Consider the following 13,444-nt stretch of genomic DNA (forward strand, 5'->3'; position numbering starts at 1 on the left):
CGCCGCTGTATCCCTACACCATGGCAGGGATACGGAATTATGACAGTTTGGGGAAGCCCAATCAGGCGGCAATCGACGGCGCGCCCGCAACCCTGCTTAACTCGTCACGCAGGCGCTCGCGGTCAAGGGGCTTGGTCAGAATGGCGTCCATGCCGGCCGCAAGACAGGCGGTACGATCGTCGGCATAGGCGTTGGCGGTCAAGGCGACGATGCGCGTCGGCTGGTAGCTGTCGAGCCCGGTCTCCCTGATTTCGGCTTCGCGCGCGCGAATGCGCCGGGTCGCTTCGAGGCCGTCCATGCCCGGCATCTGCACGTCCATCAGGATGAGATCGAACGGCACGCCGGTTTCCTGCGCGCTGCTCCAGGCGAGCACGGCGCCAGCGCCGTCGCCAACCACGGTAACGCGATGGCCGAAGCGCGTCAGCAAAGTCCGCGTCAGCATCACGTTGATCGGGTTGTCCTCGGCCAGCAGCACGGAACGCGCCACAGCGGACATGGGCTGGACATTCATTTCCGCGGCCGGTTCGGCCGGCTTGTCCGTTTCGAACGTTTGCTCGCTCGTGAACCGGGCGGCCAGCGACGCCGCGCGGACCGGCTTGACCAGATAGCCGGTGAAGCCGGCTTCCTTGAGCGCCGGCAAGCCGGAGCGTTCGCCCGGATTGACCATGGCGATGCGGTGGGTCAGCGCCATGAATGACGGCTCGGCAGCGTCCATCTCGCCGGCGAGCCGGCCGTCGATCAACAGTGCGTCGAAATGCTCTGTTTGCAAATGACGCGCGGCGTCGAGCGCATCGCCGATCTCGATTTGCGTCGCCGCGCCCCAGGCGTCGAGACGGCGCGCCAGCATTTCGGCGGTGGTCTCAGTTTGCGAAACAATGAGTACGGACTGCCCGGATAAATCGGGCGGCGTGAACGGCCGCGCGGCTTCGTCGTCGGCCGGCGGCAGGACGACCGTGAAAGCAAAGGTCGAGCCTTGACCGGCCGTGCTGTCGACACTCAGCGTACCGTTCATCCCCTCGACGATGCGTTTGGAAATGGCGAGGCCGAGACCGGTGCCGCCGAACTTGCGCGTCGATGACGCATCGGCCTGTTCGAAGTCGCGGAAAACGCGCGCCTGGTCTTCCGGTGCAAGCCCGATACCCGTGTCACGGACGCTGAAACGGATGGCCTGGTCGCCATCGCCGCCGTCGATCGCGGGCTCGACGATCACGGTGACGCCGCCTTGTTCGGTGAACTTCACGGCGTTGCCGGCCAGATTCAGCAAAATCTGGCGCAGGCGCGCGGCGTCGCCCACGACCGCCGGCGGCAGGCGCTCATCGACGAAAGAGCTGATGTCGATGCCCTTGGCCTGCGCGCGGGGCGCCAGCAATTCGATGGTCTCTTCGACCAGCGGCAGCAGCGCGAACGGCTGCGGATCGAGATCGAGCTTGCCGGCTTCGATCTTGGACAGGTCGAGCACCTCCTCGATCAAGCCCAGCAACGTCTCGCCGGAGTTCTTCGCTGCCTTGACGTAGTTGAGTTGCTCCGGAGTCAGCGCCGTGTCGAGCAGCAGATCGGTCATGCCGATGAGGCCGTTGAGTGGCGTGCGGATCTCGTGGCTGATGGTGGCGAGGAAGCGCGACTTGGCGTTGTTGGCCGCTTCGGCGAGGCTGCGTGCCTCGACACGGTCGGTTACGTCGCGGCCGACGCTCTGGATCTCGCTGCCGTTGTCGCCGCGCACGGTGACTTCACGCCAGGCGATCCAGCGCGCACCGCCGTCCATGCCGATCTTCTGATCATGCGCGCGCGTGCCGTCGGCGAGCACCGTGATGTCGCCTTGCTCGAAGACCGGCAAGGCGGCGGGGCGGCCGAGGAGATCGGCGCGGCTTTGCCCGGCGAGCTTGCAATAGGCGTCATTGACGTAGGTGAGATAACCGGTCGCGTCGCGACGCGCGATCAGATCGCCTTGCGCTTCGAGCAGGCCGCGGGCCCGCACTTCGGCCTCGCGCAATTCCCAGTTTCGATCCGACAGCTCCTCGATGCGCATTTCGAGTTCTTGCCTTGCCGCCTTGGCGGAGCGGCGCTGCATCAGGAGCCCGGCGATGACGACGCAGGCGGCAGCAAACAACGCCGCGGCGCCGAGCGCGAAGGCATGCGGATCGTAGTCGGCGCTTGACGCCTGAATACCGGCGTAAAAGCCGAGCGCGCCGGAGATGATCGACAAGGTGACGACGGCCGAACGGCCAAACAGGATCAGCGCCGCGACGTTGCGCGAATGAGGCTGCGACGGGCGATTGCGTTTGACCATAGCCTGCGTTGTGCCCGCCAAGTCTTGCAATTCGGTGGCGGCAAGCCCGTGCCGGGCGCACTCGTGCGGATGTAGTGAAAGCCGCGTTAAACACCGGGCCGGCAGCGCCGGGGGCAGGAGCTCGGCCGACAGTATCTCGCTACGACAAGCGGCATGGAGCATGGAACAAACAGCGTCGTTTATGCATCCATTCGGTATGTTGAATGTTTCCTTAATAAATAACAGCCATGTTTACGGGATCGATTTATCAAACGAATGCCCTCGGCTCGTTGGCGACGGCGGAACGCTCGACGAGGGCCAGGAAGCGAGCGATGTCACAGCCTCATCATTCGACAACTCGCCGGCGCAGCTTGAAGTCGATGGCCACGTTGCTCGTCTTCGGCGTAACCATGGCGGTCGGCATCGGCGTCGCCGTCGCGATCAGCGCCTACTCGATGACCAAGATCCGCATCGGCGGCGCGACTTACGAGCGGATCGTGCAGACCAAGGATCTGGTCGCCGATATCCTGCCGCCGCCGCTCTACATCATCGAAGCCTATCTCGAAGCGACGCGCGCCGCCTATTTCGAGACGCCGGTCGCAGACGCCAAGAAGCGCGTCGCCGAACTGCGCAAGGATTACGACACGCGCCGCGCCTATTGGCAGGGGTCCGACCTCGATACCGGCATCAGGGACAAGCTGACGGAAGCCTCGCATGCCTATGTCGCGAAGTTCTGGACGGTGTTCGACGACAAACTCGTCCCGGCCCTCGAGCGCAAGGACGCAGCGGCAGCGAAGGCGGCCTATGCCGAACTGACGACCATCTATAACGGCCATCGCGCGGTGATCGACCAGATCGTGACCGCAGCGAACGCTTTGGGTGAGAAGGTCGAAGCCGATTCGTCGAGTCTGGGCCGCACCGCGATCTGGTCGGTAGCCGGCGTCGATGCGGCGCTGTTTCTCCTGCTCATGATCGGGATCTTGGCGATCATCCGCCGGCTCGTCAGGCCGATCGGCATTCTCGGTGACAGTCTTGCGCATCTGTCGAGCGGTGATTTGACCGCACGGATCACGCAGAAGATGCCGCCGGAGTACATGGAGCTTCGCGATAATCTGAATACCGCGATCGACAAGCTCAATGCGGTGATCGGCGCCGTCAAGCGTTCGGCCCGCGACGTGACCAGCGCCTCGACGGAGATCACGACCAGCACAACCGATCTGTCACAACGGACCGAAGAGCAGGCCGCGACGCTGGAGCAGACTTCGGCGTCGATGGAGCGGATCTCGTCGATCGTGAAATCGAACGCCGACAACGCGCGGCGCGCCGCGGAGTCGGCGAAGACGACCGAGACTGTCGCCGGTCGCGGCGGCGATGTCGTCGGCAAGGCGATCGATGCCATGGCGCGGATCGAGGATTCGTCGCGCAAGATTGCCGATATCATCGGCGTCATTGATGAGATCGCGCGTCAAACCAATCTGCTGGCGCTCAACGCCGCCGTCGAAGCGGCGCGCGCCGGCGAGGCCGGTCGTGGCTTCGCCGTCGTGGCCTCCGAGGTGCGCAGCCTTGCGCAGCGGTCGTCGCAGGCGGCCAAGGACATCAAGGACCTGATCACAAATTCAACTGGCCAGGTGAAAGACGGCGTCGAACTGGTCAATCGCGCCGGCGCGTCTCTCGCCGAGATCGTGTCCTCGATCAAGGATGTGACGACGATCGTCGCCGATATCGCCAGCGCCAGCGCCGAGCAGGCCTCGGGCATCGAGCAGATCAACAAGGCGCTGACACAGATGGACGAGGTAACGCAGCAGAATTCGGCGCTGGTCGAAGAAAACGCGTCGACTGCCAAATCGCTGGAGGATCAGGCGCGGGCCATGGACGAGCAGGTCGAATTCTTCAATGTCGATATGGGCAAGGCTGCTCCCTCCGAGCGGCCGCAGGCTCGGCCGTTGCGCCCCGGCAGCCGCGCGGTCGCGCGCGCGGCTTAAAGGAGCGCTCGCTTTCCGCTCAGGCCGCGCGGCGAACGTCGTCGGCGAGCGCGCGATACGACAAGGCTTCGGCGAAATGCACGCGGCCGACTTTGTCGGCACCGTCGAGATCGGCCAAAGTACGGGCGACGCGCAAGACGCGATGATAGCCGCGCGCCGATAGCTGCATGTGGTCGGCGGCATCGCGCAGCAATTTCAGCCCGGCCGTATCGGCGCAAGCGACTTCTCCAGAATCGGGCCGCTCGCTTGCGCGTTGCAACGAATGTGGGCGGCGCCGCGCGCGGCGTAGCGTTCGATCTGGATGTCACGGGCGCGTGCGACACGCGCCGCCACTTCGCGGCTGCCTTCGGTCGGCGGCGGCAGGATGAGGTCGGCGGCGGTGACGGCCGGCACTTCGATATGCAGATCGATGCGGTCGATCAGCGGACCGGACAGCCGGCCTTGATAATCGGCGGCACAGCGCACATTCGGCGCGCGATTGCAGGCGAAGCCCGGATCGTTGGCGCGTCCGCAGCGACAGGGGTTCATCGCGCCGACCAGCATGAAGCGCGCCGGATAAGTGACGCGATGATTGGCGCGGGCGATGGCGACCTCGCCGGTTTCGAGCGGCTGGCGCAGCGAATCGAGTACCTGGCCGGAGAACTCCGGCATCTCGTCGAGAAACAGGACGCCGTTATGCGCCAGCGACACTTCGCCGGGCCGCGCGCGGAGGCCGCCGCCGACCAAAGCCGGCATCGAGGCGGAATGATGCGGCGCGCGGAACGGCCGCCGGTTGGTGAGGGCACCGCCCTCGATCTCACCGGCGACCGAGGCGATCATCGAGACCTCGAGCAATTCGGCCGGAGACAGCGGCGGCAGGATCGACGGCAGCCGGGCCGCCAGCATCGATTTGCCGGCGCCGGGCGGACCGATCATCAGCAGATTGTGGCCGCCGGCGGCGGCGACTTCGAGCGCGCGCTTGGCGCTTTCCTGTCCCTTGATGTCGGCGAGGTCGAGTGAAACGCCTTCAAGCTCGCGGATCTTCGGTACCGGGCGCATCAGCACCTGCGTGCCGCGGAAATGATTGGCCAGTTGAATGAGCGACTGCGCCGCGATGATTTCGATCTCCGGACTGGCCCACGCCGCCTCCGGACCGCAAGCCTGCGGACAGATCAGTCCGTAGCCATTGCCGTTGGCGCCGATCGCTGCCGGCAAAACCCCCGCGACCGGCGCGATCGAACCGTCGAGGCCGAGTTCGCCGAGCACGGTGAAGCCCGACAAGGCGTCGGCCGGAATGGCGCCGATCGCCGCCATCAGTCCGAGCGCGATCGGCAGGTCGTAGTGACTGCCTTCCTTCGGCAAATCGGCGGGCGCGAGATTGACGGTGATACGGCGGGCCGGCAGGGCGAGGCCGGAGGCGATGAGAGCCGCGCGGACGCGCTCCTTGGCCTCGGAGACCGCCTTGTCGGGAAGCCCGACGATATTGAAAGCGGGCAGGCCGGGAGCGACCTGGACCTGGACGTCGACGATGCGGGCGTCGATGCCCTCAAAAGCGACCGTCGCTACCCGCTGGACCATGCCTGCCCCCTGAGTTCTACCTTTGAGTGTAGCCCAGGTTGCAAAGCCCGACAAGAACATTTGAAGAACAAAAATGTCCGGTTGAGATGGCGCCTCTCCAGCGCGGTCGCCTCGGGCTCAGGAGCGCGCCAGCAAATCGCGCTTGGTCGCCTCAAGGATTTCCTCGGCCAAGGCGCCGTCGTTGACGGCACGCGCCAGCACGCCGGCGCCGACGAGCTGCGCCATCACCGCCAGCGCCTTGCGCCGTCGCGCCGCCTTGGTGCCGGGGATCGCTCCCATCAACACGTCGACGAGCCGCATCAGGCCATCGCGAAACACGGCGCGCACCGACTTGGCCTGACGCGGCGCCTCCGCGCCCAGCGCCACCAGCGCGCAGCCGCGACCCGAACTGTCGTACTGCCGCGGCGACAGATAGTGGGCGATCATCGCCGCGAAGGCATCGTCGCCCGCGCTGTCGCGCACCTCGGTCCAGCGCGCGGCGGACTTCGCCAAGGCCGCATCGCAGGCCTGCGCCGCCAGATCGTCTTTCGATTCGAAATGTCCGTAAAATCCACCATGCGTGAGTTCGGCGGCCTTCATGATGTCGGCGACGCCAATGCCATCGAAGCCCTTCTCGCGCAGCAAGGTGCTTGCCACGGCGATGATGCGTTCGCGGTTTTCGGCCGCCTTTTCTCGACTGACGCGCATGCGCTTTTCCCCTCGCGGCACAGCTTGACAAGTTATATGACATCCGTCATCTATTTCAATAGATGATGGTCATCATTTAACGGCTGCGGCGGTTTCCGCTGGGGCCAAACCCCGGGCCACTACCATGGTTTCGAACGCACTTGCCGCCAGCCTCGGCCGCCGCAACGTCCATTACGGCTGGGTCGTGGTCGCCAGCACCTTCCTCACCATGCTGGTGACGGCCGCCGCCATGGGCGCGCCCGGCGTTCTGATCGTGCCGCTCGAGAAGGAATTCGGCTGGACGACGTCGGAGATTTCCGCGGCGCTGGCGCTGCGCATTCTGCTTTACGGGCTGCTCGGTCCGTTCGCCGCCGCCTTCATGAACCGCTTCGGCGTCCGCCGTGTCATCCTCACGGCGCTGGCTCTCATCTGCGTCGGCTTCCTTGCGTCGCTCAACATGACCGGGCTGTGGCAATTGATGCTGCTCTGGGGCGTGGTGGTGGGACTCGGCACCGGGCTGACCGCAATGGTGCTGGCGGCCACAGTGGCGACGCGCTGGTTCAACAAGCGGCGCGGCCTCGTCGTCGGCCTTCTGGCCGCGAGCTCCGCGACCGGGCAACTGGTTTTCCTCCCGGTGATCGCCGCGCTGACAACCGATTACGGCTGGCGCACTGCGCTGGCTTTCATGTGCGCCATGCTCGCCGCTACGGCGCTCGTCACGCTCGCTTTGATGCGCGACCGGCCCGCCGATCTGGCGCTGCCGATCTACGGCGAGACGCAGGTGACGCCCGCGCCCGCGCAAGGCGAAGGACTCTGGTCGCTGATGATGTCGCCGCTGCTGGTGCTGAAGGATGCAGCGCGCACCGGCACGTTCTGGATTCTCTTTGCCACGTTCTTCGTTTGCGGCTGCAGCACCAACGGCCTGGTGCAGACTCATTTCGTCACGTTCTGCAGCGATTACGGTCTTGCCGCCGTCACCGCGGCCAGCGTTCTGGCCATGATGGGCGTGTTCGACTTCTTCGGCACAATCGGCTCCGGCTGGCTCTCCGATCGGTTCGACAGCCGCTATCTGCTCGCCTGGTATTACGGCCTGCGCGGCCTGTCGCTGCTGTTTCTGCCGTTCACCGATTTCACCTTCTACGGGCTGTCGCTGTTCGCGGTGTTCTATGGCCTCGACTGGATCGCCACGGTGCCGCCGACGGTCAAGCTCACCGCCGATCGCTTCGGCCGTGAAAAGGCGGGACTGGTATTCGGCTGGGTGTTCGCCGGTCACCAGATCGGCGCGGCCTTCGCCGCCTATGGCGCCGGCCTGACCCGTACCGAATTTGGCACCTATGTGCCGGCGTTCTTCGCCGCCGGCGCGCTGTGCCTCATCGCGGCAGTGCTCGTGCTGTTCATCAGCCGCGGACTGCGCCTGAGCTCCGGGCCGGCCACGGCTGCGGCGGGGGGCTGACCCGCCGCCCGGACCGGTCGGGCCTGTGGACGGCAAAGAGAACATTTGCAGAACAAAAAATTTCGTTTACCATGGCGGGTGTCACAGAGGTGCTCGCCATGATCGATCGCCAAGCCATGCAAAACGACCTGCTCGAAGCGCGCCGCGCTCGAGAGGAAGCCGAAGCCGCCAATCACGAGGTCGAGGAGCTGATCTGGGAGTTGCAGCACGTGCAACTGGGCCGGCAGCGGGTTGTTTTCTCGATATCCGGCTTTGAACAGGAAGCCGCCTGAGGGCGCCACAGCAGCATGCCGCGCGCGCCGGGTGTCAGCCTCGAAGGCGGCGCGGCCCTCTGCGCCGTTCGCCGGTAAACGGAAACGCGCGGCTTTTAGCGTTGTTTGAATAACGCAGTTGAACATCTAAATTTTCAGGGAATTAAGGGAGAGGGTGTTTATTCGCTCGTTCAATTGTCGCGGGTATGAGCGATGCCTCCTCAACAGAGCCTTCCCTTGCACGCATTGCAGACCGAGATTCTCGAAGCGCTCGTCACCGGGGAGCGCTTCGAAGATATCGCTCAGTTGCTGTGCCGTCGCGCCGAAGAACTCGCTCCCGGGGTCGTCTGCTCAATCGTCGCTGTCACGCCGGACGGCAAGCTCGCCACGGTGGCCGCGCCCAGCCTGCCGCAACATTATTCCGAAGCCATCACCGGCCTTTCGATCGGGCCGAATGTCGGCTCCTGCGGAACTGCGGCCTATCTGGGCGAGCCCGTCGAAGTCGATGACGTGTCGACCAATCCGCTGTGGGCTCCGTATAAAGACCTGATCCTGCCGCTCGGCCTCATGGCGTGCTGGTCGAGCCCGATCAAGACGCGCGATGGCCGTGTCGCGGCGACCTTCGGCTTCTACTATCGCACCAAGCGCGGCCCGACCGAACTCGAGCGCGCGATCGTCAATACCTGCGTGCATCTGTTTTCGATCGCCATCGAGCACGACGAGGCGCAGCGCCGCAACCATGCGCTGGCCTATTTCGATCAGCTCACCGGCCTGCCGAACCGGCGCAGCTTCGACGACACGATGTTCGAGCGCATCGTCGCCGACGATCCGGCGTTCGGCCTTCTGGTCGTCGATATCGACAATCTGAAGATCGCCAACGACACGATGGGTCACGTCGTCGGCGACGGGCTTATCCAGGAAGTCGCCGGCCGACTCGCCGGCGTGGTGCCGAACTCGGCCTACCGCCTCGGCGGCGACGAATTCGCGGTCCTGGCCGACGGATGCCGGTCGCACGACGACCTCGTCGCGGTCGCCGATACGCTCATGCGCGCGATGCGCGAGCCGTTCGATTGCGACGGCTACACCATCATCCCGCAGATCACGATGGGCGGCGTGGTTTACGGCGTCGACGGCAACAACGCCGACTTCCTGCGGCAGAACGCCGACTTCGCGCTGTATCACGCCAAGGAAATCAAGCGCGGCGGCTACGTCCCGTTCGAAAAGAACCTGCGCACTTCAATTGCGCTGCGCATGTCGAAGATCCGCACCGTCGACCAGGCGCTCAACGACCACCGCGTGCTGCCCTATTATCAGCCCGTCATGGCGATCGACGGCCGCGCGATCGAGGGCTTCGAATCGCTGGCGCGCATTCGCCTCGAAGGCGGCGACATCATCTCGGCCGGCGAGGTGCAGGCGGCGTTGTCCGATCCGAGCATCGCGTTTCGGCTCACCGACCAGATGCTCAAACAGATCGCTCGCGACATGCGCAGCTGGATCGATCGCGGCCTCGCGGTCAAGCACATCGGCATCAATCTCTCGACCGCCGACTTCTATCGCACCGATCTCGAGCATCGCCTCTCGGATGCCTTTGAATCGGTCGGCGTTCCGCTCAACCGTCTGGTTCTGGAGGTGACGGAGACCGTGTTCATGGACGGCCCGGACGACAAGGTCGTCGGCGTGCTGGAGCGGCTGCGCAAGAAGGGCGTCGTCGTCGCGCTGGACGATTTCGGCACCGGCTATGCGTCGCTGACCCACCTCGTCAGTTTTCCGGTCGACATCGTCAAGATCGACAGGTCATTCGTTCACCGGATGCTGGTCGAGCGCCCCAGCCGGCTGGTCGTGGAATTGCTGGTCGATCTGTCGCGCAAGCTGGACTTGCGGGTGGTCGCCGAAGGAATCGAGACGGAAGCGCAAGCCGCCTGGCTCATGGAGCTCGGTTGTCAGTATGGCCAGGGCTATTTCTTCGGCCGGCCGGCCGATGTCGCGGCGACCACGCGGCTCATACTCGGCGGCAGCAATGCTGCCGCCGCGACGAAAGCCGCACCGCAGAAACGCTCGGCGTAGAGCGCTCCCGCCGGGCGTCAGCCGCGGCGCTTCTTCTCGATCACGTCCCACACCATCGCCGCGGCATCGGGGCCGCCGAGGTTCTTCACCGCGCGGATGCCGGTCGGCGAGGTGACGTTGATTTCAGTGAGCATGTCGCCGATCACGTCGATGCCGACGAAAATCATGCCGCGGTTGACCAGCGTCGGCTTGAGGCGCGCGATAATCTCGCGTTCGCGCGGCGTCAGGTCGGTCGCCTTCGGCGAGCCGCCGCGCACCATGTTGGAGCGCAGGTCGTCCGGCGCCGGCACCCGATTGACCGCGCCGGCGAACTCGCCGTTGACCAGGAGGATGCGCTTGTCGCCGTCCTTCACCGCCGGCAGGAAGGCCTGCACCACCCAAGGTTCGCGGAACGTCGCGGCGAACATGTCGTAGAGCGATCCGAAATTGAGATCCTCGCGCGTGACGCGGAATACGCCGCCGCCGCCATGGCCGTACAGCGGCTTCATGACGATGTCCTTGTGCTCGGTGCGGAATGCCTTGATCTCGGCAAGGTCACGCGTGATCAGCGTCGGCGGCATCAGATCGGGGAACGAGGTCACGAGGATCTTCTCGGGCGCGTCGCGCACTTCGGCCGGGTCGTTCACCACCAGAGTCTTGGGGTGAATGCGCTCCAGCATATGGGTCGTTGTGATGTAGGAGAGGTCGAAGGGCGGGTCCTGCCGGAGCAGGATAACATCGAAGGTGTCGAGCGGCACGCGGGCGGGCTCGCCCAGGGTGAAGTGGTTGCCGTGCTCGTCGCGGACGGTCAGCGGCTCGACCCGCGCAAAGAGCCGGCCGTCGAGCTGGGCCATGCGGTCCGGCGTGTAATAGCTCAGCGCGTGGCCGCGGGCCTGGGCCTCCAGCAGCAGCGCGAAGGTCGAGTCCCCCTTGATATTGATCCGTTCGATCGGATCCATCTGCACGGCGATTTTCAGGCTCATGGGGGCTTTCCGAAGGTATCCTGCGAGGGGCCAAAAGTTAAGGAAAACAGATCGTTAACGTATTCCGGCGAGTATATGGAACCCGGGATTTATGCCGCGCAGGATGGGGCCGCAAGTGACTCTGCCGAAGCTTTCGATCGCCGCCAAGCTCTATGCCATCTTCGCGCTCATGGCCATGACCGCACTGGCGCTGTCCGGATCGGCAGTCATCAACGCCCGCCACTACGCGGTGCTGACCACGACCTATGAGTCGGCCAACACCGGGATGAAGAACATCGAGCGCATCAACGGCCTGATCTACGCCGTGGTGGCGGAATCGCGCGGAACCTACCTGCCGAACGACCAGGCCAACCGTCGGCAATTCATCGACGGCCTCAACGGCTTTCTCGATCGTATCGAAGAGTTGATGGGCGACTGGAAAAAGACTGTCCACACGGACGATGCGGCGCTGTTCGAGGCCTTCTCGAAGCGCGTCGCTTCCTTTGTCGCCTATCGCCGCGAACTCGCACGCATTGCCGCCGACAAAGGTGCCGACGCCGCGCGCACATGGGGCGAGGCCAGCCGCGGCGAACGCAAAGAGCTCAATGCCGACCTCAAGAGCCTGACCGATCAATACGCCAGGCGAGCCGACATCGCTTTCACCGAGATCAACGGCAATATCGACCAGGGCGTGCGCTGGCTTGCTATCTTTGCCGGGCTTGCGGCGCTGGCGACGACGGCGCTGCTGTTCATCGCGCGCGGCATCGTCAAACCGTTGACCGCGATAACGCGGGTCACGGAATCCGTGGCCGGCGGCTCGCAGGTGGCGTCGATCCCTTACAGCGGCCGCAAGGACGAAATCGGCGCCATGGCGCGCTCGATCGAAGTCTTCCATCGCGCCATGATGCATAACCGCGAGCTCAACCAGACCGTCGTCGAAGAGGCGGAGCAGCGTGCGGCGCGCCAGCGCGAGATCAGCGGCGAAATTGCACGCTTTTCGGCCGAGGTCGAAACAACCTTGTCGGAGCTCGGGCAGATCTCCGATCAGATGCTGGCCGCCTCGACAAAGCTTGCCGGAGCGGCTGACGTGGCATCAATGCAGACGACCCGCGCCGAGCAGGCGTCGTCCGAGGCCTCGGCTAATGTGCGCGACATCGCGTCAGCGGCCGATGAGCTGTCGGCCTCGGTCAATGAAATCGACCGCCAGGTCCTGCAGTCGAACGCGATCGCCTCGAAGGCGGTCAGCGAGGCCGGTCAGACCAATCGTGCGGTCAAGGAGCTTGGCGAGGCGGCAACCCGCATCGGCGACGTCGTCAAGCTGATCACCGACATCGCCGAGCAGACCAACCTGCTGGCGCTCAATGCCACGATCGAGGCGGCGCGCGCGGGCGAAGCCGGCCGCGGCTTTGCCGTCGTCGCCGGCGAGGTCAAGGCACTGGCCGGCCAGACCAGCCGCGCGACCGAGGAAATCAGCGCGCAGATCGCCGGCATGCAGCGCGCGACCGCGACCTCGATCGAGGCCATCAACGCGATCGAACGCACGATCCGCGAAATCGGCAATATTTCCGGCGCCATTGCGGCCGCCGTCACCGAGCAGGGCGCGGCTACCAGCGAGATCGCCCGCAGCGTCGAGACCGCCGCGTTGCGCACCATCGACACGGCCAAGGAAGTCGGCCTCGTCGGCAACGCCACCGCCGATACCCGCACGAGCGCCAACACGGTGAAAAGCGTCGCCGACGATCTCGGGCACGTCGCCTCGCGCATTCGCGGGCAGGTCGATCAGTTCTTCGAACGGCTGAGCGCGTAGACGGTCCAAGCGCTACGTTTCAAACGCAGCCTGGATATGCTGCGGCAGCTTGCCCGGCGCAATCAGGATAGCGTCGAAGCGCAAATCCTTGAACGTCACATGCGGGTGTTGCGCGAGCCAGATCTCGGCCGCGGCAGCGATGCGGCCGCGCTGTCGCGGGGTCACCGATTCCGCCGCGTCATCGAGCGATGCGCGCGCCTTGACTTCGATGAACGCGATCGTGTGCCACCGTCCGGCGACGATATCGATCTCGCCCGCCGCGCAGCGGAAACGCCGCGACAGGATGCGATAGCCTTTGCCGATCAGCCAGGCGGCGGCGAGGCTTTCCGCCGAGATGCCACGGTTGAATGCGGCCTGACGTTCGGGGTCGGCTTCCGGCTTCGCCGCCTTGGCGCGCAAGCCGGGAACGCGCGGATGGCGCGGAAGCGGCGGCAGCGGGCGATCTTCCTTCGCCATG

9 protein-coding genes and 1 pseudogene are annotated in these 13,444 nt (G+C 65.1%); 5 read left to right on the forward strand and 5 right to left on the reverse strand.

Annotated features, from left to right (window positions below; translation table 11 throughout):
* Positions 1–61 precede the first annotated feature (61 nt).
* A complete protein-coding gene (locus ASD45_RS17640; RefSeq protein WP_056913000.1) occupies positions 62–2,287 on the reverse strand; it encodes an ATP-binding protein in 2,226 nt (741 codons plus the stop codon).
* A gap of 311 nt (positions 2,288–2,598) precedes the next feature.
* Between ASD45_RS17640 and ASD45_RS17645 the strand changes: the two genes are divergently transcribed.
* A complete protein-coding gene (locus ASD45_RS17645; protein WP_200949736.1) occupies positions 2,599–4,248 on the forward strand; it encodes a methyl-accepting chemotaxis protein in 1,650 nt (549 codons plus the stop codon).
* A 19-nt stretch (positions 4,249–4,267) separates the two neighbouring features.
* On the opposite strand, the pseudogene ASD45_RS17650 reads toward ASD45_RS17645, so the two are convergent.
* Positions 4,268–5,805: pseudogene (locus ASD45_RS17650) on the reverse strand (YifB family Mg chelatase-like AAA ATPase).
* 117 nt (positions 5,806–5,922) lie between these two features.
* On the reverse strand, positions 5,923–6,492 hold the full coding sequence (locus ASD45_RS17655) for a TetR/AcrR family transcriptional regulator (protein WP_056913002.1): 570 nt from the start codon (positions 6,490–6,492) through the stop codon (positions 5,923–5,925).
* A gap of 124 nt (positions 6,493–6,616) precedes the next feature.
* Here ASD45_RS17655 and ASD45_RS17660 point away from each other — a divergent pair, with 124 nt between their 5' ends.
* The 3 genes from ASD45_RS17660 (at position 6,617) to ASD45_RS17670 (ending at position 10,239) form a co-directional block, all read left to right on the forward strand.
* A complete protein-coding gene (locus tag ASD45_RS17660; RefSeq protein ID WP_056913003.1) occupies positions 6,617–7,924 on the forward strand; it encodes an MFS transporter in 1,308 nt (435 codons plus the stop codon).
* A 71-nt stretch (positions 7,925–7,995) separates the two neighbouring features.
* Complete coding sequence (locus ASD45_RS17665) at positions 7,996–8,196, forward strand: hypothetical protein (protein ID WP_056913004.1); 201 nt, start codon at positions 7,996–7,998, stop codon at positions 8,194–8,196.
* A gap of 216 nt (positions 8,197–8,412) precedes the next feature.
* Complete coding sequence (locus tag ASD45_RS17670; RefSeq protein WP_162249456.1) at positions 8,413–10,239, forward strand: EAL domain-containing protein; 1,827 nt, start codon at positions 8,413–8,415, stop codon at positions 10,237–10,239.
* Between the two features lie 17 nt (positions 10,240–10,256).
* Here ASD45_RS17670 and gshB read toward each other — a convergent pair whose 3' ends face one another.
* Positions 10,257–11,201 carry a glutathione synthase gene (gshB, locus tag ASD45_RS17675; RefSeq protein ID WP_056913006.1) on the reverse strand — a complete coding sequence of 315 codons (945 nt, stop codon included), beginning with the start codon at positions 11,199–11,201 and terminating at the stop codon, positions 10,257–10,259.
* 115 nt (positions 11,202–11,316) lie between these two features.
* Between gshB and ASD45_RS17680 the strand changes: the two genes are divergently transcribed.
* Positions 11,317–12,987 (forward strand): methyl-accepting chemotaxis protein, encoded by a 1,671-nt coding sequence (locus tag ASD45_RS17680; RefSeq protein ID WP_162249457.1) that lies wholly within the window; start codon positions 11,317–11,319, stop codon positions 12,985–12,987.
* 12 nt (positions 12,988–12,999) lie between these two features.
* On the opposite strand, the gene ASD45_RS17685 is transcribed toward ASD45_RS17680, so the two are convergent.
* Positions 13,000–13,443 carry a YraN family protein gene (locus tag ASD45_RS17685; protein WP_082541010.1) on the reverse strand — a complete coding sequence of 148 codons (444 nt, stop codon included), beginning with the start codon at positions 13,441–13,443 and terminating at the stop codon, positions 13,000–13,002.
* Between the last annotated feature and the right edge of the window lies 1 nt (position 13,444).

It is taken from the genome of Pseudolabrys sp. Root1462 (genome assembly GCF_001426945.1).
Taxonomy (GTDB): Bacteria; Pseudomonadota; Alphaproteobacteria; order Rhizobiales; family Xanthobacteraceae; genus Pseudolabrys.

Bases quoted from the DNA above. Each gene is read 5' to 3' on its own strand.
- gshB (WP_056913006.1), bottom strand. From the start codon at position 11,201: ATGAGCCTGAAAATCGCCGTGCAGATGGATCCGATCGAACGGATCAAT.
- ASD45_RS17665 (WP_056913004.1), top strand. From the start codon at position 7,996: ATGGCGGGTGTCACAGAGGTGCTCGCCATGATCGATCGCCAAGCCATG.
- ASD45_RS17640 (WP_056913000.1), bottom strand. From the start codon at position 2,287: ATGGTCAAACGCAATCGCCCGTCGCAGCCTCATTCGCGCAACGTCGCG.
- ASD45_RS17685 (WP_082541010.1), bottom strand. From the start codon at position 13,443: ATGGCGAAGGAAGATCGCCCGCTGCCGCCGCTTCCGCGCCATCCGCGC.
- ASD45_RS17655 (WP_056913002.1), bottom strand. From the start codon at position 6,492: ATGCGCGTCAGTCGAGAAAAGGCGGCCGAAAACCGCGAACGCATCATC.
- ASD45_RS17660 (WP_056913003.1), top strand. From the start codon at position 6,617: ATGGTTTCGAACGCACTTGCCGCCAGCCTCGGCCGCCGCAACGTCCAT.
- ASD45_RS17645 (WP_200949736.1), top strand. From the start codon at position 2,599: ATGTCACAGCCTCATCATTCGACAACTCGCCGGCGCAGCTTGAAGTCG.